The organism is Paenibacillus sp. NMA1017 (genome assembly GCF_058895805.1).
The window spans coordinates 93,941-113,091 of the sequence record NZ_JBZXYR010000009.1 but is presented as its reverse complement, the minus strand read 5'-3'; the positions used below and the strand labels follow the sequence as shown (position 1 = coordinate 113,091).

Genomic DNA, 19,151 nt, shown 5'->3' with positions numbered 1-19,151 from the left:
GTGACCTGCTACGATTCCATATGAACCTTGTATATTTCCTTTTAAGTTCTTAAAATAAGTTCAAGTGAACTTAAAATGGAGTTCCTTAAAAAATTGAACGAAAAAGGGATGAGTGAAAATTATATGGGTATAGGTGTCAGTCTATTTTTGTTTGCGGTGTTGATTTTATTTAGTGCTTTCTTCGTGGCTACCGAGTTTGCGATTATTAAAATCCGTTCCAGCCGGGTCGATCAGCTGGTCGTGGAGAACCGTAAAAACGCACTGGCGCTACAAAAAGTCGTCAATAATCTGGACGGCTACCTGTCCGCCTGTCAGCTTGGTATTACGATTACAGCGTTGGGACTCGGCTGGCTCGGTGAACCGACCGTAGTCAAATTGCTGGAGCCTCTCTTTCAACAGCTCAACATCAATGGGGATTTTTCGCATATCCTGGCCTTTATTATTTCATTCGTCATTGTAACTTACCTGCACGTGGTGATCGGCGAACTGGCTCCCAAAACATTGGCGATCCGCAAGGCGGAAGCTGTCAGTTTGTTAACCTCTCCAGTCATCGTGTGGTTTAACCGGATTATGTATCCGTTTATTTGGCTCCTTAACGGCTCGGCCAATCGTCTGGTTCGTCTGTTTGGTCTTCAACCGGCTAGTGAGCATGAAGAAGCGCACTCTCAGGAAGAAATTCAGATCATTTTGTCCGAAAGCGTGGAAAGTGGTAAGATCAATAACACCGAATATGGCTACGTAAATCGTATCTTTGCTTTTGACGAGACCGTTGCCAAGGAAATTATGGTGCCACGTACAGATATGGTATGCTTGTTTACGAATCGCTCGCTAAAAGAAAACATGCTGACTATTCACGAAGAGCAGTATACTCGTTTTCCGGTGGCGACAGATAGCAAGGATCAGATCATTGGTATGATTAATACCAAACAGCTATTCCTTGAGTATGATCGCAATCCCGAGCTTGTTTTCGACAGCCTGATTCAACCGATCTTGACCGTTCCGGAAGTTATCCCCGTCAACACACTGCTGAAACGTATGCAGAAGGAGCAGGTTCATATCGCTCTCCTCGTCGATGAATACGGTGGAACCTCCGGCCTCATTACCATCGAGGACATTTTGGAGGAGATTGTTGGCGAAATTCGGGACGAATTTGATAAGGATGAACGGAAGGAAATCGAGAAACTGACGGAGAACAGTTATTTGATGGATGGTAAAGTGATGCTTTCCGATCTGAGTGATCTGACTGGTTTGACATTGGACGATGAAGACGTGGATACTGTCGGAGGGTGGGTGTATAGCCGGGTTCCGGAACCTAGACAGGGCAAGGAATTCATAGAAGAAGATGTGAAATTTATCATTCGTGAAATGGGTAAAAATCGTATTCGTCGGGTGGAGATTATTTTACACCACACATCCCCCGCATCTGAATTGGAAGCAGAATCGGACACTTCTTCCCGGGAGTGAACCGTGTGACCTGAGCGTTTATCTTTGCACTTGACACTTGTGTTCACTCCTACTGAAATGACATATTTCCAGGGCAAACGGCTTAGGTCGTTTGCCCTGCACGCGTGTAAGGAGGAGCTAGTAAAGTGGATATTTTATCTTCTATTATTATGGGAATTATTGAAGGGCTGACAGAGTTTTTGCCGGTCTCTTCGACGGGTCACATGATCCTTACGGCTGATCTTCTAGGATTAAACACAGAGAATGATACGGTCAAAACGTTTGAGGTTATCGTGCAATTAGGTGCTGTGATGGCAGTCGTCGTATTATACTGGCGCAGATTCCTCAGCCTGTTTGATTTCAGACGCAAAGTCTCGAGTCAGCCACGTCTAAACCTGTTACATATTATTTTAGCTATGATCCCAGCGGGGCTAATTGGCGTACTGTTCCGTGATGTAATTAAGCAATACCTGTTTGGTCCTGAAACGGTTTTATACAGTTTGGTGATCGGGGGCCTGCTCATGATCGCAGCTGAAAAATTTCATCCGCCTATTAGATCACATACGCTGGATGAGATCACATACAAACAAGCATTTACCATCGGTGTGTTCCAAGTCCTAGCTCTGTGGCCAGGCTTCTCCCGTTCAGGCTCAACCATGTCTGGGGGCCTATTCGCACGTGTAAGTCATACGGCAGCCGCGGAATTTACATTCCTCGTATCGGTTCCGGTCATGCTGGGTGCATCGGGTATTGATATGATCAAAAGTATGGATCATCTGTCTATGAGTGATTTTCCAGTGTTCGCAGCTGGCTTTGTTACTGCCTTTGTCGTCGGGATGCTGGCGATCAAAACATTCCTCGGTCTGCTCAAACGCTTGAGCCTGACTACGTTCGCCATTTACCGCTTCGTGCTGGCGGCTGTGTTCTTTTTCATTATTTTATAAGCCATCGTTTGGTACCAATAACTAAAAAGGGATATCCACAGGGTCTGAATGATCAGTCCTTGGATATCCCTTTTACTATTTTGCAGAAAAGATAGATCGTACTGAACGATCCCTACCATGCGTTCTGATTATTGTTTGGATTCCAGCGTAGTCAAATATTCCGAGATTTGAGCTGGCGTTTTAGCGTATTTGCTGTGCAAATGAGCAATTTTTTCACCATTACGGAACACGAGCAGACTCGGAATGCCGCGCACTTGATTTTCGTCGGCAATCGGCTGGAATTTCTCCGCATCAAGCGCAAAGAAACGCTTATCCGCGTTTTCCTCAATAATACCGTCCATAAATTTATCCAGTGTCTTGCAATCCGGACACCAGGTTGTATCAAATTTCACGACGGTTAGACCGTCACCGTTAATTAAATCCTGATATTGCTGCTGAGATTCGATGCGTTCCATTCGTTGGTCCCTCCTAGGTTGTATTTACAAAACGTCTCCATATTCACATATGAATTATAAACCGAGGCTTATTCCTATATTGTAATGATTCTTTTATAAATTGCAACTGGGATGGGTACATGTTTGACGCTTGTCCGATTATTGGTCGGATTAGCGGTATTGCGCATCATAACGATTGGCTCGGCTAATTTGCTGTAGCGCCTGCCGCTCTTGTTGAGTTAGCGGTGCAATATCCGCAGCAGAAATATTATGCTCCAATTGTCCCAAAGAGCTTGTACCCGGGATCACAGCAGCGACAGTCGGATGAGACAGGCTATAACGGATCGCTGTCTGACCCATACTACGGTCCGCCCCTGCAAATGCCCTTAATTGCTTACGCACATCCAGCAGCTCTGCTTCTTCGTAGTCTAGATATCCCTTGGCTATCTTCCCTTCCCCTTCGTCAGCCAATACACCACTAGCCACAGGCCCACGTGCAATCACGCTAATTCCCCGCTCCTGAAGCAAAGACAGTACCTCCTCCTCTGCACGCCGATCCAGTAAACTATACTGATTCATTACACTGACGATATTCGAGCGTTTGACATATTCACGGATGACATGAGGGCGAATTGAGGAAATACCATAATACCGGATGACGCCCTCCCGTTGTAGTTGCTCAAAAGCCTCTATCGTTTCGTCTATCGGATCGTCAATGGTCCCTCCGTGCAGCTGATACAGGTCGATATAGTCCGTTCCAAGGCGTCGCAGGCTCTCTTTAACAGCAGACAGGATATATTCCTTGGATGGGTCCCATCCCCAGCCCTCCTGCCCCGGTATACGCCGGTTGCCGACCTTGGTCGCCAGGATGACCTCCTGCCGCCGCCCACGGATTGCTGTCCCCACAATTTCTTCATTGCGCCCGTGCTGGTACAAATCGGCCGTATCCAACAGGTTTACGCCCCTGTCGAGCGCTTCATGAATCAAATAAACACCTTGCTGCTCATCCGTACCGACCGACATACATCCCAAGCCAATCTCACCTACCAGCAGATCTGAAGATCCCAGGCGGTTTTTTTTCATATGTACTCCCCTCACTTCCAATAACGTATAACTTTAAATTTTTAAAATTTCTTTATGAAATTGATTCTATTATACGAAAAAAACATACAAAAAAAACAACCCAAAGGCATAGAGACTCCACACTCTCCAATCCTTTGAGGTTGTTGTATACGATTCGTAATAAATTCGTACTATCCGAACAGCCATTGGACGGCCTTAGGAAATTGACGCTGAAAACAATCCACACGATGCACCGCATCCTGATCCAGCTCAAGAAGCACATCTCTTGCATCCAGTCCCTGTGTCCTCAGCACCTCGTGTGCCTGGAGAGTCAGCGGAACCATATCTTTTTGTACATTCGTCTTCCCTTCACCTTCACGGGTCCCTACAGATATATAAAAGCGCTGTGCCCCATCCCTCACAGTTGCACAAGATGCAGATTGCATATAATCGATCATACCCGGATACCAATACGAGCCCGAGATCGAACCGATGCGTCCGAATACATCCTTATACTTGAATACGGCATACATGGAAATCAATCCGCCCAATGAGGCGCCGATGATGCCCGTATACTCCGTTCCAGTGTGCACTGGATATCTTGCCTCAACGTACGGCATTACTTTTGTAACCACAAACGCCAGATAGGCATCTCCGCCACCACCAAAAGCAGGTCTTCCTTCTACTAAAGGAGCTGCCTTCCAAGGTGTATAATCATCCAGCCGATTTACAGGCTGAATCCCTACCAGCACGACACGGGGCAGCTCTCCCGTAGAAAAACCTCTTTCCAGCTCATCCAACCCGCTTAGAAATAAAGAGCTGCCATCCTGCACATACAGCACAGGATACAGCTCATTATGATTCATGGAGATGGGAGGTGTATAGACGTGCACAAGGTACCCATCTAATGGAATTTCATCTACATGACCTTTCATCCTACACAGTCCTCCATGATGTGAATGTATTTATTACAGTGCAGCATCCATTTCCTTGATCATTTCAGATACGGATTCAAGACCATTACCTGACAGGTACCAGAAGTTAGGATCAAGGTATACAATATGACCGTTTTTAAATGCATTGGTTTTCTTCACCAGTTCATTCTCAATGGTTTGTTTACCTGTAACCTGTTCCTTGCCTTCTTCGACCACCACAGCCCCACGGTCAACAACAAAAATATAATCCGGATTTTTTTGCTGTACATATTCAAAAGAAACCTTTTGTCCATGCGTGGATACTTTAATGCCAGGATCTACAGGGGTTACGCCAAAAGCATCATGAATGATACCGAAGCGGGATTGTGAGCCATATGCGCTCAGGCTTCCTTCATTCGTCAGCACGATCAGTCCTTTAGCTTTGCTCGCTACAGCCTTGTCATGTACGGCCTTGATGGAGCTATCAATCGCAGCTAGTTCCTGCTTGGCAGCTTCCTCTTTGTCGAAGATTTGACCCAAGGTTTCAACGTTTTTCTTAAAGGAATTGATATAATCTTTGGTGTCTACAGCCATCGAAATGGTCGGTGCGATTTTGCTCAACTCTTTATATGCATCAGCTTGTCTGCCGCCGATGATAATCAGTTCAGGAGACAAATCACTGATTTTCTCGTAATCCGGTTCAAACAGCGTGCCCGCGCTTGCATATTTGGAATCTTTATATTTGCTCAAATACGTAGGAAGATCCTGCTGCGCTACTGCCGCAACGTCAACACCCAGCTTATCCAGCGTATCCAATGAACCAAAATCAAAGACAACGACATTTTTTGGATTAACTTTGACTTGGACCGGGTTTTCATCCAGTGCGTGTTTGACCGAGATAGTTTTGGATTCCGTTGTTGCAGCAGAGGAGCCGTTTCCAGTCGCTTCCGGTGTTGCCGGAGCTGCTTTGCCACAGGCCGACACAATCAGTACCAATGCAAGCATCAGCGTTAAAAACATCATATTTTTCTTCATTTAACATTCCCCCTAAGTGAAATAAACGCAAATTTTATGGTCACCGATCTGTTGAATCGGAATATCCATGTCGTACAAGTCCTTTAATACCTGACTATCAATCATCTCGTCAGCCGTTCCTTGTTTTAGTAACCTGCCATTCTTCATTCCTACAATATAGTCTGAATAGCAGGATGCAAAATTAATGTCGTGTAGCACGACCAGAATCGTTTTGCCGAGATCATTCACCAAACTGCGCAGCGTCTTCATAATCTGAACCGAATGCTTCATGTCCAGATTGTTCAGCGGCTCATCCAGCAGAATGTATTCTGTATCCTGAGCCAAAATCATGGCAATAAAAGCCCGCTGTCGCTGTCCCCCACTAAGCAAATCAATATGCTTATCTTTCATATCTTCCAGTCCCATGTAGGCCATAGACTGCTCCACCATTTTGCGATCCTCGCTGTTCAATCTGCCTTTGGAATACGGAAAACGGCCGAAGCTGACCAGCTCCTTCACGGTTAAGCGAATATTGACATCATTGGTCTGTTTTAAAATAGATATCTTCCGGGCTAGCTCCTCACTTTTCGTCAGGCTCACGGCCTGCCCGTCAATCAGGATTTCTCCCTCATCACTGTCAGTCAGGCGACTGATCATCGACAACAAGGTGCTTTTTCCAGCGCCGTTAGGTCCAATAAAGGAGGTAATCGTACCTTTAGGTACAGTGACGGATACCTGATCCACCACATTTTTATTCCCGTAGCGTTTGGATACGTTTTTGACTTCTACCATGATTTATTCTCCCGCAGCAAAAGGTACAGGAAGTACACCCCCCCGATAAAGTTAATAATGACGCTGACCGTTGTCGATAAGTCGAACACTCTTTCTGCCAGCAGTTGGCATCCTGCCAACGCAATGACACTGACACAGATAGAGGCCGGAATAATAAGACGATGCTGATAGGTTTTCATCACCTGATAAGCCACATTGGCCACAATTAATCCGAGAAACGTAATCGGCCCAACAAGCGCTGTAGAAATGGAAATGAGTATGGCTACGATAACCAGCAGCCTTTTGATAATAAAACCATAAGGGAGCCCTAAATTAATCGCATGCTCTCGTCCGAGCGACAGCACGTCCAGATACTTGATGAATCTCCACGCATAAGCGAATACGAGCACAAGAATGAATACAGAAAGCCACAATAGCTCGGTATTTACGTTACTGAAGCTAGCAAAGCTCTTGTCCTGGATTTTCGCAAATTCGTTCGGATCAATCAGTACCTCCATAAAGGTAGACAGACTGTTAAACAGCGTGCCGAACACCAGACCAATCAGCAAAAGTACATAGATCCCGCGTCCGTCTTTGCGGAAAATTAATTTGTATAGCAGTCCTGCGAACAGCACCATCAGCCCCACCGACAGCAAAAAGTTCAATTCTTTGCTGGTCGAAATGAAGGGTACGGAGCCAAATGCAAAAATAATCGTCGTCTGAATCAGCATATACAGTGAATCCAGTCCGATAATACCCGGAGTCAAAATCTTATTATTCGTAACCGTCTGGAAAATAACGGTTGCAAAAGCAATGGAGCCACCTGTCAGAATGAAGGCTGCGATCTTTTTCAATCGTCGTGGCAGCGCGTAATGCCAGGTATGCGGAAGATCTATAAACACGAAAGCAGCAATCAACACAAGCGCGGCAGCGGCTAATATTCCGATTTTTAATTTAGGATTCATAAGCCCTTCTCCTCAGCAGCAAATACAAGAACAACGCGCTCCCGATCACACCAACCGTAAGCCCTACAGAAATTTCATACGGATAAATGATCACCCGTCCCAAAATGTCGCAAAACAGCACAAAAACGGCGCCCAGGATCGCTGTATGGGCCAGGCTTTTTTTTAGATTATCCCCCATATACATGCTGACCAGATTGGGTACAACCAGCCCCAAAAAGGGAATCGTCCCGACCGTTAAGATGACAACAGAGGAAACCAAAGCCACGATCACCAACCCGACATTGACGGTGCGCTTGTAATGTACACCCAAGTTGGCCGCAAAATCCTCGCCCATGCCTGCAATTGTGAAACGATTCGCATATATGTACGCCAGCGCAACCAAAGGAACACTAAGATATAGCATCTCGTAGCGACCACTCATGATTAGAGAAAAATCCCCCTGCATCCACGAAGAAATGCCCTGGATCAGATTGTATTTGTAAGCAAAAAAGGTCGTTACCGAATTTAAAATGCCTCCAAACATCAAACCGACAAGTGGGATAAATACCGGGTCCTTGAAACGGATTTTATCCAGTATCTTCATGAAAATCAGTGTTCCTCCTAGAGCAAATCCAAAAGCCGTCAGCATCTTCGTCCAAAATCCTGCCGCTCCAAACACCATAATAGCCATCAGCACACCCAATCGTGCTGCATCCATCGTCCCTGCAGTGGTGGGAGAAACAAATCGGTTCCGGGTAAGCTGCTGCATAATGAGCCCACAGATACTCATACTCGCTCCTGCGATAATGATGCTGATCAAACGTGGGAATCTGCTAATCAGGAGTACCTGCGCTTGATCGTTGGTTAAGTGGAACACATCAAGTGGAGTTACATCATGAACACCAATAAAAACCGAGGCGAAGGCCAGTACCAGAAAAGCCAGTATTAAATAACGCAATTTCATCTCTAACTAAGGGAGCCTGTCCAATAACCTGCACCAAGCTTCGGCCCTGTCCTCCCCTCCAATAATGATAATGATTATCAAAATCAACTAGCATAAATTATATCAGTGATATTGTATCTGTCAAATTTTTTGCAATGAATAAGCCATGTCAAAAAAGGTGTTAGCAAAACCTGAATAGTCTGAAGAGTGAATGAGCAAATAAGAGCAATATCCTGTAAAATAGAGGTGGAAGATTTTAGGGCCCTCTTTTCTATTTTTACTGTAAGCAGTTCTTGGAATTCGGGATTCATTAACTTGATGAATCAAAAAAACAGGAGGAAAATGATGAATCACATACTAATCGTCGAAGACGATATCGCCTTGAGTAACGGTATTGTTCTTGCTCTTAAAGAACCTAACAACGTATTTACACAAACGTATGACATTGCTGCTGCAAAAGAACAATTGAACATCACTGCTTTTGATTTAGTCATTCTTGATATTAATTTACCAGATGGAAACGGGCTTGATCTTTTAACAGATATACGAAAAAAAACAACTATACCCGTCATCGTTCTGACTGCGAATGATATGGAAACAGATGTCGTCACTGGTTTTGAGCTGGGTGCTGACGACTATATCACCAAACCTTTCAGTCTTATGGTACTGAGAGCAAGAGTCGGCGTTCAGCTAAAAAGAGCTAGGTATCCACTTGCCGATTCCTTTCAGCTTGATGGTTTTTCTTTTTCTTTTAACAAAATGGAATTTTTTAAGAATAATACACTCATTGAATTAAGTAAAACTGAGCAAAAATTGTTGCGTATCCTAGTCGATAATCGAGGCAATACCGTTTCTCGCAATCATTTGATAGATAGCATCTGGACTGATGGAGCTGAATATGTAGGTGAAAATGCCTTGTCAGTTACAGTAAAAAGGCTGCGGGATAAATTGGAGGAATCGCCCTCTTCTCCTCGATACATTAAGACGGTTTATGGTATTGGCTACACATGGGCGGTGAGATAATTTGGCAGTACTTAATTACATATGTATGGGAATTACCATTATTGCTTTATTCGCTGTCGGGACTGCTATTCTTCTATATCGCAAAAACGTACATAAAACCATGAAAACCATTCAGGAAATGATTGATACTGCAATAGATGGCAACTTTTCAGAGCGTGTTTTCGACGAATCCGTTTTATCTGCAGTAGAGACAAAGCTGGCACGGTTTCTTTCCATTTGTACCGTTTCCTCCAAAAATCTGCTTGCCGAAAAGAATAAAATAAATGAGCTTATTTCTGATATTTCACATCAAACGAAAACGCCTGTGGCTAATATCCTGCTGTATTCCCAACTGCTTAGTGAATACGAATTATCACAGGATGCGTCCACTTGTGTGAAAGCCCTCTCCACTCAGGCAGAAAAGCTTAACTTTCTTATCCAGGCATTATTGAAAACATCACAACTTGAAGCGGGGATTATCACGGTGTCACCAAGGAGGGAATCTGTTCAAAAGCTGCTTAATGCTGCACTGGAGCAAATGATGCCGAAAGCGGTTGCCAAAGGCATCTCGGTTGTTGTGGAGAATACAACGATTTATGCTTGCTTTGATCTGAAATGGACGACCGAAGCAGTCTACAATATTATGGACAATGCTGTGAAATATACAGAAACCGACGGGAGCATCTCCATAAATATGATCGCATACGATTTGTTTTGCCGAATTGATATTACCGACAACGGCATAGGTATCGCAGAAGAAGAACAAGGTAAAATCTTTACCCGCTTCTATCGCTCTCCCACTGTTCACTCGCAGGAGGGTGTAGGAATTGGACTGTTTTTAGCTAGAGAAATCATCGCTGCGGAGGGTGGTTACATCAAGGTACGATCACGCTACGGCAGTGGCTCCACCTTCTCTATTTTTCTTCCCATAGACAAGTAATTCTTTCAACACCGTTAGATTTCAGAAAGATTGTAGAAAGATTAGTGTGTTAATGTCTGTACTGTAGATAACTACGATCCAGACTTTTTTTTGTGGAGGAGAACGTATATGGCTCTATTGAAAACTCAGGCATTAAAGAAGCATTATGGTCATGGAGATACTGCTGTTCATGCCTTAGACGGTGTGAATCTGGAGGTGGAAAGCGGAGAATTTGTCGCTATTGTCGGTACGTCCGGGAGCGGCAAATCTACCCTTCTGCATATGCTAGGTGGACTTGATCGTCCGACAAGTGGAAACGTTACAATTGATGGTAAGGATATTTTTACATTAAAAGACGAAGAATTGACTATTTTTCGCAGACGAAAGATTGGCTTTGTTTTTCAAAATTACAACCTGGTGCCTGTCTTGAATGTCTACGAAAATATTGTGCTTCCTATTGAACTGGATGGTAAAGAACCAGACAAAGCCCATATAGATAAAATTGTACATACCTTGGGTCTTGACCACAAAATGAATAATCTGCCAAACAATCTTTCCGGTGGACAGCAGCAACGTGTAGCTATTGCCAGAGCATTGGCAGCCAAGCCCGCCATTATCTTGGCAGATGAACCCACCGGAAACCTGGACAGTAAAACCAGTCTGGATGTGATGGGATTGATCAAAGTATCCAGCCAACAGTTCCGCCAGACGATAGTGATGATTACCCACAACGAGGAAATTGCGCAAATGGCAGACCGGATCATCCGAATTGAAGACGGTAAAATGGTCGGCGGTGAAGGTAAATGATCAAGGTAAAGAACAAAAGCGTAATCCGCAAGCTGGCAGATAAGAGCTTCAAAGTAAACAAAGCCCGTAACCTCTTTGCTATTGTTGCCATAGCACTAACCTCATTGCTATTTACAACACTGTTCACTATGGGGATTGGCGCTGTGGAAAGTTTACAACGGGCGACCATGCGCCAGGCCGGTGGAGATGGACATGCCGTACTTAAATATATAACGGATGACGAATTTAATCATGTCAAGGATCATCCATTGATCAAGGAAATAGCTTATAACCGTATATTAAGCGACGGAGTTAAAAACGATAACTTCCTAAAACGCCATACGGAATTCTGGTATTACGATGATGTAGGGATGAAGCTTGGTTTTATTGAGCTTAAAGAGGGACGCAAGCCTGTGGCGGAAAATGAAGTGATCACAGACTCCAAGACGTTGCAGCTATTGAATGTTCCACAAAAAATTGGAGCACCCTTGAGACTAAAGCTTAACATACGAGGTAAAGAAGTACAGCGTGATTTTGTCCTCTCCGGCTGGTGGAGAAGTGATCCTGTGGTTAACGTAGGACAAATATTCGCTTCTAAAGCCTATATTGATGCTCATACTAAGGAATTACAAAGCAACTATAAAAAGGATCACTTCCATACAGGAACCATTAGTGCGTATATGATGTTCGATAATAGTTTTGATTTGCGAGGAAAGCTCAATAAAGTGATTACCGAAAGCGGTTATTCGCTTGACGAAGATGCACCAAACTATATCGCGAATAATGTAAATTGGTCATACATCTCGACCAATTTTAGTTTAGATACAGAGACAATCATAGCGTTAACTTCCGCCCTGTTACTAATCATGTTTACCGGTTATTTAATTATATATAATATTTTCCAAATATCAGTGATGCGAGATATCCGTTTTTACGGTCTCTTAAAGACGATCGGTACAACTCGCAAGCAGATCCGCCGGATTATTCGTAGACAAGCACTGATTCTATCAGCGCTAGGAATCCCGATCGGATTGATAGCAGGTTTTTTTGTCGGTAAATCGCTCGTGCCTTTTATCATAAATATGAGTGTATATAACGGTACCGAGGTATCGGTATCCCCCAACCCATGGATTTTTATAGGATCGGCTTTGTTCGCACTCATTACCGTAATGATCAGCACTTTCAAGCCAGGCAGAGTTGCCTCGTCCGTATCGCCGGTAGAAGCAGTCAGATACACAGGTGGGATAAACAAGAGCAATGGCAGGCTGAAAAAATCAACCGGAGGTGCAAAAATCCACCTCATGGCTCGTTCCAATTTGGGGCGTAATAAAAAACGCACCGTTCTAGTGGTTATTAGTCTTTCTTTAAGCTTGGTCCTTCTGAACACTGCATTCACGCTGTCTCGGAGCTTTGATATGGATAAATTTTTAGCCAAATTTAATGATACCGATTTTCTCATTGCCCATGCTGAATATTTCCAGGTTCCCACCAGTTTTAGTGGGCAAGAAAATGGGACCACCGAAAGTTTTATTAAGGCTGTACAGGCACAACCAGGCTTTGAAGAAGGCGGTCGATTGTACGGTGACCCAACAGCTTTCACGGCCGAGAATACAAAGGGAATCACGGATGATACCCAGAACACTGACGCTCGCGGCAACTTCCTTGTAGACGTGTATGGGCTCGAAGATTTACCCTTGCATCGGCTGCAATTGATTGATGGCGAGCTTGATTTTAAGAAACTAGCTTCCGGTAAGTATATCCTGGAGGGAGTCGAACTGAACGATAACGACAAGCCTTACATGGAAAGCATTCATCATAAAGTGGGCGAAACCGTTACTTTGCATAGTTATGTGAGAACAGCAGATGATGCTCCATTGGGTAGAGAGTATATAACACAAACATTTACAGTGCTTGGCCATGTGGGTATCAAATCCACCAATTCGAATCGCCTTTCGAGCTATAATAGCTTTTACCTCCCGGCGGAAATATACAAATCACTTGTAAAAGAGCCTGCTGTGATGAGCTACGCCTTTAATGTATCCTCTAATCAAGAAACATCTATGCAGAACTTTTTGAAGAGCTATACTGAAACAATCGAACCGATGATGAACTACGAATCCAAAATTACATCAAAGGACGCTTTATCAGGTATGCAAACCACTGTTGAGTTGATCGGTGGCACGCTTAGCTTGATTATTGGCCTGATAGGTATCCTGAACTTTGTAAATGCAATTTTAACCAGCATACTGACCCGGCGCAATGAATTTGCTATGTTGCAGAGCATAGGCATGACTAAACGGCAATTGCGGGGAATGCTGATTTATGAAGGACTGTATTATGTTTGCGCCACCAGCCTGACCTCTATTCTATTGGCAGTCTTATTTTCTCTTTTGATTGTAAAACCGTTTTGCAGCTTGCTATGGCTTTTAAGCTATCACTTTATACTTTGGCCACTTCTAGTCTTGTTGCCTTTACTGTTCTTGCTTGGGATACTGATACCAGTAGCAGTCTATTCTATGAATAACAAACAAAGTATTGTGGAGCGACTTCGAGAATCAGAGTAGTTGCACCTAAAAATAAGCAAGCAAAATACCCATGAGCGTCAAAAAGATGACTCCTGATCACATTCAGAGGTCATCTTTTTATGCCTAGAAAGGTTTTTTTCACAGAACGTTACGACTCCACTCTTCCCGTAAAAGCCCCATTCGGATCGAATCATAATACTCTCCATTATAATATCTGCACTTTCGAAGCCTGACTTCGAGGGTCATGCCCAGCTTCTCCCCCACCTTCATCATCCGATGGTTTCCTGACCAGGTTGTAAAACCCACTCTTACTAGAGGCAATGTATTAAACAAATGAGTGATCCATAGTCGAAGCGCCCTCGTACCATACCCACCGCTCCAATACTGCGAATCAAAGATACCTATCCCCATTTCAAGCCATTGTGAAGGTTGATGCTCCCAATAATAGCTCACTGATCCAATGACCTTGCCTTCCACTTCAATGATCCAAAAGTCATCTTGTCCGATTCGCTGTTCCTTCTCTTTTAAATAATCATCCAAAGAAAGTGGCTTATGTTCATAATAAGGTGCATCCCATTTCTTCCATTCCGGTGCTTCTTCCTTAAAAGTTAACGTCCAAAGGGCATGTAGATCTCCTTCTGTAACAGACCTAATCGTTAAATCCTTATCCGTATACATCGAGTACACTCCTTTAATATTAAATTCATTCTATCTATATTGGGCTATATCGGGCTTTATTGTATCTGCATTTGCATTATTTCGAATTTCTATTTTTGTCCGTCATGAAACTGTATTGTAGCAAGATCGTAATTCAAGTTGACAAACAATCAAAAATAATATATCTTAATATCAAGATAATAAATATAAAGAAACGTTTACGACTGGTTATTTTGTTTCAAAAAAACTAATCATATATAAACCAAGGAGGGCAATAATATGAAACTGTTAGGATTGCATCACGTATCGGCGATTACAGCGGCAGCGGCTAAAAATGTTGATTTTTATACTCAGGTAATGGGGCTTCGGTTGATCAAGAAAACGGTGAACCAAGATGATGTTAGTGTATACCACCTTTTCTACGGAGATGAGCGCGGAACCGCGGGTACGGAAGTCACTTTCTTTGAAATTCCACATGCGGGACAAACTCGTACAGGGAATAACAGCATTTCGGCGCTCTCCCTGCGGGTACCGAATGATAAGGCACTGGATTACTGGAAAAACCGTTTCGAGCAGCTGGATGTAAAGCATGGTGAGATTACAGATCAAGCAGGACGCTTGGCGCTTTCGTTCGAGGATTTTGAAGGACAACGCTTCTTCCTCGTTTCAGATGAGCATGATCACGGAATGCGCGGCGGCACGCCTTGGGAGAAAAGCCCAGTCCCTGCCGAATACGGCATTGTAGGACTTGGACCGGTTCATCTGACCATTCCCAAAGCGGAGAATACTATTCTTATTCTTGAACAGGTTATGGGCTTCCGCAAAAAGGGCTCCTATCCTTCTCCTGTTGCCGGACAACCGGATGTGGTCATCTATGAAACGGGTGAAGGCGGTACAGGAACTGAAGTTCATCTGGAAGAGCGCAACGATCTACCACAAGAGCGACCAGGACGCGGCAGTGTGCATCATGTAGCTTTCCGTGTTGAAACCGAGGAAGAGCTCAAGCAATGGGTAGAGCGTATTGGTCAGCTGCAAATTTCCAACTCTGGTTTTGTAGATCGCTTTTACTTCCGTTCATTGTATTTCCGTGAGCCGAACGGCATTCTGTTTGAATTGGCAACCGATGGACCGGGGTTTGACACCGATGAGGAACTGGAGTTTCTGGGTGAATCGCTGGCATTGCCTCCATTCTTGGAGCCGCGCCGTGCATCTATTGAAGCCAATCTCAAACCGCTTAACACCAAACATTAATTGAAGTTTAAGGATACGATCAGGTATGGTCAATTCGCCCCATAAATATTTTTAGTTTATGTTATTTATCTCATGAATTGTGACCGTTTATTGTGCATGGAACGACCAGCCGGAATGACAGAGCAGATCGAACACATTCTACCATCTTCGGATCTCCTGGACTATCTGGCCTCAAATTTCAAAATGAGCCGATAAATGAAACAAAGAAAGCTTCAGACCGATGAAGGCCTGAAGCTTTCTTGGTTTATCGCGCTTTACTTACATCAAGCACCATACACTTTAGCAGTAACGAAGTTTACTACTTGGCTAGCAGGGTCACCAACCCAAAATGCATCAAAATAAACCCCTCTGCCATTATCCGCATAAACAATGCTTGCACCTTTAACTAAAAATATCCCTACAACAATACCTCCAATCCAGCCTGGTAGACCCAAAGATGAAAGAATACCGGTAAGAGTTGATCCGGATATTGCACCAATTCCCCCAGCGTAAAGGGCTTTTGATTTGATATCATTTATTAATTGATGGGAAAAATAGATACGGTATCCCCACCAAAGTAATTCATAATCCCAATAAGAGGAAGTGTTAATCGAAGCTGTAGAGAATTTATTAGTAGGTACTACTTTTAAACTGTTATTATCCGTTGCAGTAACTGTTACATCACCTGAGATATTTTTCGCTTGATTATTTGCCGAATCTAAAGCTTTATAAACGAGTCCAAGTTCATCTTCAGTTAAATTTTTTGAAGCCTCTTCACTTAAAGTGAATGTTTGTGACTGTAGTTTTATGTAGGGATTTGCTTTGTTAATCAATTCTTGGCTGAGTTCAGAGGTTGATTCTCCCTGTACTGCATTTGGATTTGGCGTTGCTGCTGCCAGTGCTGCTGTACTGCTGATAACAAGCATTAACATAACTGATGCCATCAAAGACGATACAAATTTCTTCATTTTACCACTTTTCTCCCAATAATATTATATAATTGTAATAACAATATATAGAGTACCATATATAAGATATTTTTGGTACATTTTTTTAGAAGGAGTTGTAAGATTTGAAAAATTTTGAAAAAATTTTGATCATCGGATTTTTCACTGGAATCTTGACTATATTTATACTTACTGGAAAAGTAGAACTAAATGGTCTACTAGTTTGTTTTTTAAGTGCAGGAATAGTAGCAGTAGGATATCTGGCTATATATTTAATAAAGAAAAGGCGTAAATGATTTAACATGGGATCGGAGACCGCGAGTGTTCCAGCAGATGGCATATGTATAAAACCTAGCATTTTATATGTCTAGCCTTCCGATCCTGAAATTTCGTCATTTTGGCCTTCAGCGCCAATCATCCGTGGAACAATGCAAAAAAGCAGAAATTGGCCATCTAGTTGATCTCTGTTTTTCTCCCGATCCGTTAATTTTCGCCTATGCCATTTTTGAAAAATGCCTTATTCTGGCTTACCCTTCGGCGGCTCATGACCGTTTACTTCATCCAAGAGCTTCAGCACGTTGCCCCAATCACTCGACAGCCGGATTTTTGCCTGTTCTACTGGCATTTCTTCGTCGTCAAAATGACTCCCCCACAACAGCATTTATGGCGATCTGATACTCAACGCACGATTCAGAAAGTCCAGTAGCGAACGAAAGACTACAATGTCGTGATCTACAAAGGCTCGATGCTCTTTTTCATCCTTAGCAAACGCATAGCCAGCTTCTTCAAGAGTTCTCGCATACTTATTGACCATCAACACAAAAGGGCATTCCGCTATCTGCATGCTTTTCAGCTTTGACAGGTAAGCGAAATGCCCTTTTTAATTATGCTTACAGCTTTTTATCATCCACACTGTTAAGCCATGCTTCGATTTCTCCGATTACAGAGGCGATACAGCCATCTTGGAATGGCGAGATCAGTCCAGCCAGCTCAACCAATCCGGTAAAGGATCGACTTCCCCCAGCACGACACAGCTTCAAATAATCTTCCCACGCCGCTGTCCGGTCGATACTCATGCGTTTCCAGAATTGGAACGCGCACAGTTGCGCGAGTGTATAGTCAATGTAGTAGAACGGAGATTGGAAAATATGCCCCTGCTTGTGCCAGAATCCACCCTGCTCGAGATATTCGTTGCCTTCATAGTCCAGATGCGGTTTATACTTGCGTTCGATGGAACGCCATGCACTTTTACGTTCTGCTGAGGTCCAATCCGGGTGCTCATATACGGCATGCTGGAATTCGTCCACGGCTACGCCGTAAGGCACGAACAGCAACGATGAAGATAAATGTTCAAAGTGATATTTGTCCGTATCTTCCTCGAAGAACAGATTCATCCAGGGCCATGCAAAAAACTCCATACTCATAGAGTGGATTTCAGCCGCCTCCATCGTTGGCCAATGATACTCAGGAATTTCAAAATGTCGGCTTTCATAGACCTGGAAGGCATGACCTGCTTCATGCGTCAATACGTCGATATCACCGGATGTACCATTGAAATTGGAGAAAATAAACGGTGTGCCATATTCGCTCAAAAATGTACAATAGCCTCCGCTTTGCTTGCCTTTTTTGCTGATCAAATCCATCAATCCACGTTCGATCATAAAGCTGAAAAATTCATGTGTTTCCGCTGAAAGTTCCTCATACATACGTGCTCCATTGCGAATGATCCACTCCGGGTCACCTTTAGGCGTAGGATTGCCTGACAGGAAGTTGAAGCCCTCGTCATAATAGCGAAGCTGATCTACTCCGATCCGTTCGCGCTGGCGCTCCTTCAGCTTGGTTGCCAGAGGAACGATGTGCTTCAGCACCTGCTCGCGGAAATTGGCTACCATCTCGGCATTGTAATCTGTACGTCCCAAGCGGGCATAGCCCAATTCCACGAAGTTGTCATAGCCCAGCTTGTGTGCCATGCGCGTGCGTACCTTCACCAGTTCATCATAAATCCGGTCCAGCTCGTCCTCATGCTCACTCATAAATTGATATTTAGCCTCGGAGGCCTGTTTGCGTGTCTCCCGGTTGGTAGCCATTTCAAAAGGCAGGAGCTGCGACAATGTGCGTTCTTCTCCCTCGAACGGGATCTTTGCTGAAGCAATCAATTGAGCATATTCCGAGGTCAGCTTATTTTCCTGCTGCAAATCCTCAATAATATCCGGATGGAACGACTTGAGTGCTACCTCGGCAATACTGAAAAGCTGGCTGCCCCATTGACTCTCCAACTCGTTGCGGAATGGAGAATCCACCAATGCCCGGTAGTAATCGGTTACATACTCCTGAATAACCGGCATGAAATCATCAGCGTACTCTTGCTCCGCTTTGTAAAAGGCGTCCTCTGTATTAATGGAGTGCCGAACTTCCACCAATTGCAATTGTGTTTCCACATTACTGCGCAGCTTGTTAATCGCATGAATCACTTCATTTTGACGTTCTACGCTGTCCGCCTCACGAAACTGCTGCAACAGTGTTTTAAACCGCTGTTCAATTTCAGGTTGCTCTGGTCGGCTGTAAGCCATTTGGCTGAATAATGTCATTGCTTCGGTTCCTCCTTAAATGTAATAA

The 19,151-nt window shown here is 43.8% G+C and carries 19 protein-coding genes; 8 read left to right on the top strand and 11 right to left on the bottom strand.

Translation table 11 applies throughout. The features are described 5' to 3' along the window. The first annotated feature begins 93 nt into the window (after window positions 1-93). Both AC5ELV_RS19995 and bacA read left to right on the top strand, forming a co-directional pair. Window positions 94-1,464 (top strand): hemolysin family protein, encoded by a 1,371-nt coding sequence (locus tag AC5ELV_RS19995; protein WP_165149474.1) that lies wholly within the window; start codon window positions 94-96, stop codon window positions 1,462-1,464. Between the two features lie 125 nt (window positions 1,465-1,589). After that, the gene (gene bacA, locus AC5ELV_RS19990) at window positions 1,590-2,387 is read left to right on the top strand and encodes an undecaprenyl-diphosphate phosphatase (RefSeq protein ID WP_493431570.1); all 798 of its coding nucleotides are present in this window, start codon (window positions 1,590-1,592) and stop codon (window positions 2,385-2,387) included. A gap of 128 nt (window positions 2,388-2,515) precedes the next feature. Here the strand turns inward: bacA and AC5ELV_RS19985 are convergent, their stop codons facing one another. The 7 genes from AC5ELV_RS19985 to AC5ELV_RS19955 form a co-directional block, all read right to left on the bottom strand. Beyond that, window positions 2,516-2,842, bottom strand: coding sequence for a thioredoxin family protein (locus tag AC5ELV_RS19985; RefSeq protein ID WP_025721930.1), 327 nt, complete (start codon window positions 2,840-2,842; stop codon window positions 2,516-2,518). Window positions 2,843-2,992: 150 nt separating this feature from the next. Continuing rightward, entirely contained in the window at window positions 2,993-3,904 is a 912-nt protein-coding gene (locus AC5ELV_RS19980; protein ID WP_493431569.1) for an aldo/keto reductase, read from the bottom strand. A gap of 170 nt (window positions 3,905-4,074) precedes the next feature. Further along, complete coding sequence (locus AC5ELV_RS19975) at window positions 4,075-4,818, bottom strand: alpha/beta hydrolase (protein ID WP_493431568.1); 744 nt, start codon at window positions 4,816-4,818, stop codon at window positions 4,075-4,077. A gap of 33 nt (window positions 4,819-4,851) precedes the next feature. Next, window positions 4,852-5,832, bottom strand: a complete 981-nt coding sequence (locus AC5ELV_RS19970; RefSeq protein ID WP_493431567.1) for a siderophore ABC transporter substrate-binding protein — start codon at window positions 5,830-5,832, stop codon at window positions 4,852-4,854. A 12-nt stretch (window positions 5,833-5,844) separates the two neighbouring features. Beyond that, window positions 5,845-6,603, bottom strand: a complete 759-nt coding sequence (locus AC5ELV_RS19965) for an iron ABC transporter ATP-binding protein (protein WP_493431566.1) — start codon at window positions 6,601-6,603, stop codon at window positions 5,845-5,847. Then, window positions 6,597-7,547 (bottom strand): iron chelate uptake ABC transporter family permease subunit, encoded by a 951-nt coding sequence (locus AC5ELV_RS19960; protein WP_493431565.1) that lies wholly within the window; start codon window positions 7,545-7,547, stop codon window positions 6,597-6,599. The genes AC5ELV_RS19965 and AC5ELV_RS19960 overlap by 7 nt, the downstream gene beginning before the upstream one ends. After that, window positions 7,537-8,490 (bottom strand): ABC transporter permease, encoded by a 954-nt coding sequence (locus tag AC5ELV_RS19955; RefSeq protein WP_025721924.1) that lies wholly within the window; start codon window positions 8,488-8,490, stop codon window positions 7,537-7,539. The genes AC5ELV_RS19960 and AC5ELV_RS19955 overlap by 11 nt, the downstream gene beginning before the upstream one ends. A 324-nt stretch (window positions 8,491-8,814) precedes the next feature. On the opposite strand from AC5ELV_RS19955, the gene AC5ELV_RS19950 reads away from it, so the two are divergent. The 4 genes from AC5ELV_RS19950 (at window position 8,815) to AC5ELV_RS19935 (ending at window position 13,740) form a co-directional block, all read left to right on the top strand. Then, complete coding sequence (locus AC5ELV_RS19950) at window positions 8,815-9,492, top strand: response regulator transcription factor (RefSeq protein WP_307353592.1); 678 nt, start codon at window positions 8,815-8,817, stop codon at window positions 9,490-9,492. A gap of 1 nt (window position 9,493) precedes the next feature. Continuing rightward, window positions 9,494-10,411: a sensor histidine kinase gene (locus tag AC5ELV_RS19945; protein WP_493431564.1), complete on the top strand. Its 918-nt coding sequence runs from the start codon at window positions 9,494-9,496 to the stop codon at window positions 10,409-10,411. Window positions 10,412-10,519: 108 nt separating this feature from the next. Beyond that, complete coding sequence (locus tag AC5ELV_RS19940) at window positions 10,520-11,197, top strand: ABC transporter ATP-binding protein (protein ID WP_493431563.1); 678 nt, start codon at window positions 10,520-10,522, stop codon at window positions 11,195-11,197. Further along, on the top strand, window positions 11,194-13,740 hold the full coding sequence (locus AC5ELV_RS19935) for an ABC transporter permease (protein WP_493431562.1): 2,547 nt from the start codon (window positions 11,194-11,196) through the stop codon (window positions 13,738-13,740). Before AC5ELV_RS19940 ends, AC5ELV_RS19935 begins: the two co-directional genes overlap by 4 nt. Window positions 13,741-13,839: 99 nt before the next feature. Here AC5ELV_RS19935 and AC5ELV_RS19930 read toward each other — a convergent pair whose 3' ends face one another. Next, a complete protein-coding gene (locus AC5ELV_RS19930; protein ID WP_493431561.1) occupies window positions 13,840-14,379 on the bottom strand; it encodes a GNAT family N-acetyltransferase in 540 nt (179 codons plus the stop codon). A 258-nt stretch (window positions 14,380-14,637) separates the two neighbouring features. Here AC5ELV_RS19930 and AC5ELV_RS19925 point away from each other — a divergent pair, with 258 nt between their 5' ends. Then, on the top strand, window positions 14,638-15,609 hold the full coding sequence (locus tag AC5ELV_RS19925; RefSeq protein WP_493431560.1) for a ring-cleaving dioxygenase: 972 nt from the start codon (window positions 14,638-14,640) through the stop codon (window positions 15,607-15,609). 263 nt (window positions 15,610-15,872) lie between these two features. On the opposite strand, the gene AC5ELV_RS19920 is transcribed toward AC5ELV_RS19925, so the two are convergent. After that, complete coding sequence (locus AC5ELV_RS19920) at window positions 15,873-16,556, bottom strand: hypothetical protein (RefSeq protein ID WP_493431559.1); 684 nt, start codon at window positions 16,554-16,556, stop codon at window positions 15,873-15,875. A gap of 104 nt (window positions 16,557-16,660) precedes the next feature. Between AC5ELV_RS19920 and AC5ELV_RS19915 the strand changes: the two genes are divergently transcribed. Next, entirely contained in the window at window positions 16,661-16,831 is a 171-nt protein-coding gene (locus tag AC5ELV_RS19915) for a hypothetical protein (protein WP_493431558.1), read from the top strand. Window positions 16,832-17,052: 221 nt separating this feature from the next. On the opposite strand, the gene AC5ELV_RS19910 is transcribed toward AC5ELV_RS19915, so the two are convergent. Further along, window positions 17,053-17,196, bottom strand: coding sequence for a hypothetical protein (locus AC5ELV_RS19910; protein WP_493431557.1), 144 nt, complete (start codon window positions 17,194-17,196; stop codon window positions 17,053-17,055). 229 nt (window positions 17,197-17,425) lie between these two features. Further along, a complete protein-coding gene (locus AC5ELV_RS19905; RefSeq protein ID WP_493431556.1) occupies window positions 17,426-19,123 on the bottom strand; it encodes a M3 family oligoendopeptidase in 1,698 nt (565 codons plus the stop codon). Window positions 19,124-19,151: the final 28 nt, after the last annotated feature.

Bases quoted from the DNA above. Each gene is read 5' to 3' on its own strand.
- AC5ELV_RS19985 (WP_025721930.1), bottom strand. From the start codon at position 2,842: ATGGAACGCATCGAATCTCAGCAGCAATATCAGGATTTAATTAACGGT.
- AC5ELV_RS19980 (WP_493431569.1), bottom strand. From the start codon at position 3,904: ATGAAAAAAAACCGCCTGGGATCTTCAGATCTGCTGGTAGGTGAGATT.
- AC5ELV_RS19975 (WP_493431568.1), bottom strand. From the start codon at position 4,818: ATGAAAGGTCATGTAGATGAAATTCCATTAGATGGGTACCTTGTGCAC.
- AC5ELV_RS19970 (WP_493431567.1), bottom strand. From the start codon at position 5,832: ATGAAGAAAAATATGATGTTTTTAACGCTGATGCTTGCATTGGTACTG.
- AC5ELV_RS19965 (WP_493431566.1), bottom strand. From the start codon at position 6,603: ATGGTAGAAGTCAAAAACGTATCCAAACGCTACGGGAATAAAAATGTG.
- AC5ELV_RS19960 (WP_493431565.1), bottom strand. From the start codon at position 7,547: ATGAATCCTAAATTAAAAATCGGAATATTAGCCGCTGCCGCGCTTGTG.
- AC5ELV_RS19955 (WP_025721924.1), bottom strand. From the start codon at position 8,490: ATGAAATTGCGTTATTTAATACTGGCTTTTCTGGTACTGGCCTTCGCC.
- AC5ELV_RS19950 (WP_307353592.1), top strand. From the start codon at position 8,815: ATGAATCACATACTAATCGTCGAAGACGATATCGCCTTGAGTAACGGT.
- AC5ELV_RS19940 (WP_493431563.1), top strand. From the start codon at position 10,520: ATGGCTCTATTGAAAACTCAGGCATTAAAGAAGCATTATGGTCATGGA.
- AC5ELV_RS19935 (WP_493431562.1), top strand. From the start codon at position 11,194: ATGATCAAGGTAAAGAACAAAAGCGTAATCCGCAAGCTGGCAGATAAG.
- AC5ELV_RS19930 (WP_493431561.1), bottom strand. From the start codon at position 14,379: ATGTATACGGATAAGGATTTAACGATTAGGTCTGTTACAGAAGGAGAT.
- AC5ELV_RS19925 (WP_493431560.1), top strand. From the start codon at position 14,638: ATGAAACTGTTAGGATTGCATCACGTATCGGCGATTACAGCGGCAGCG.
- AC5ELV_RS19920 (WP_493431559.1), bottom strand. From the start codon at position 16,556: ATGAAGAAATTTGTATCGTCTTTGATGGCATCAGTTATGTTAATGCTT.
- AC5ELV_RS19910 (WP_493431557.1), bottom strand. From the start codon at position 17,196: ATGCTGTTGTGGGGGAGTCATTTTGACGACGAAGAAATGCCAGTAGAA.
- AC5ELV_RS19905 (WP_493431556.1), bottom strand. From the start codon at position 19,123: ATGACATTATTCAGCCAAATGGCTTACAGCCGACCAGAGCAACCTGAA.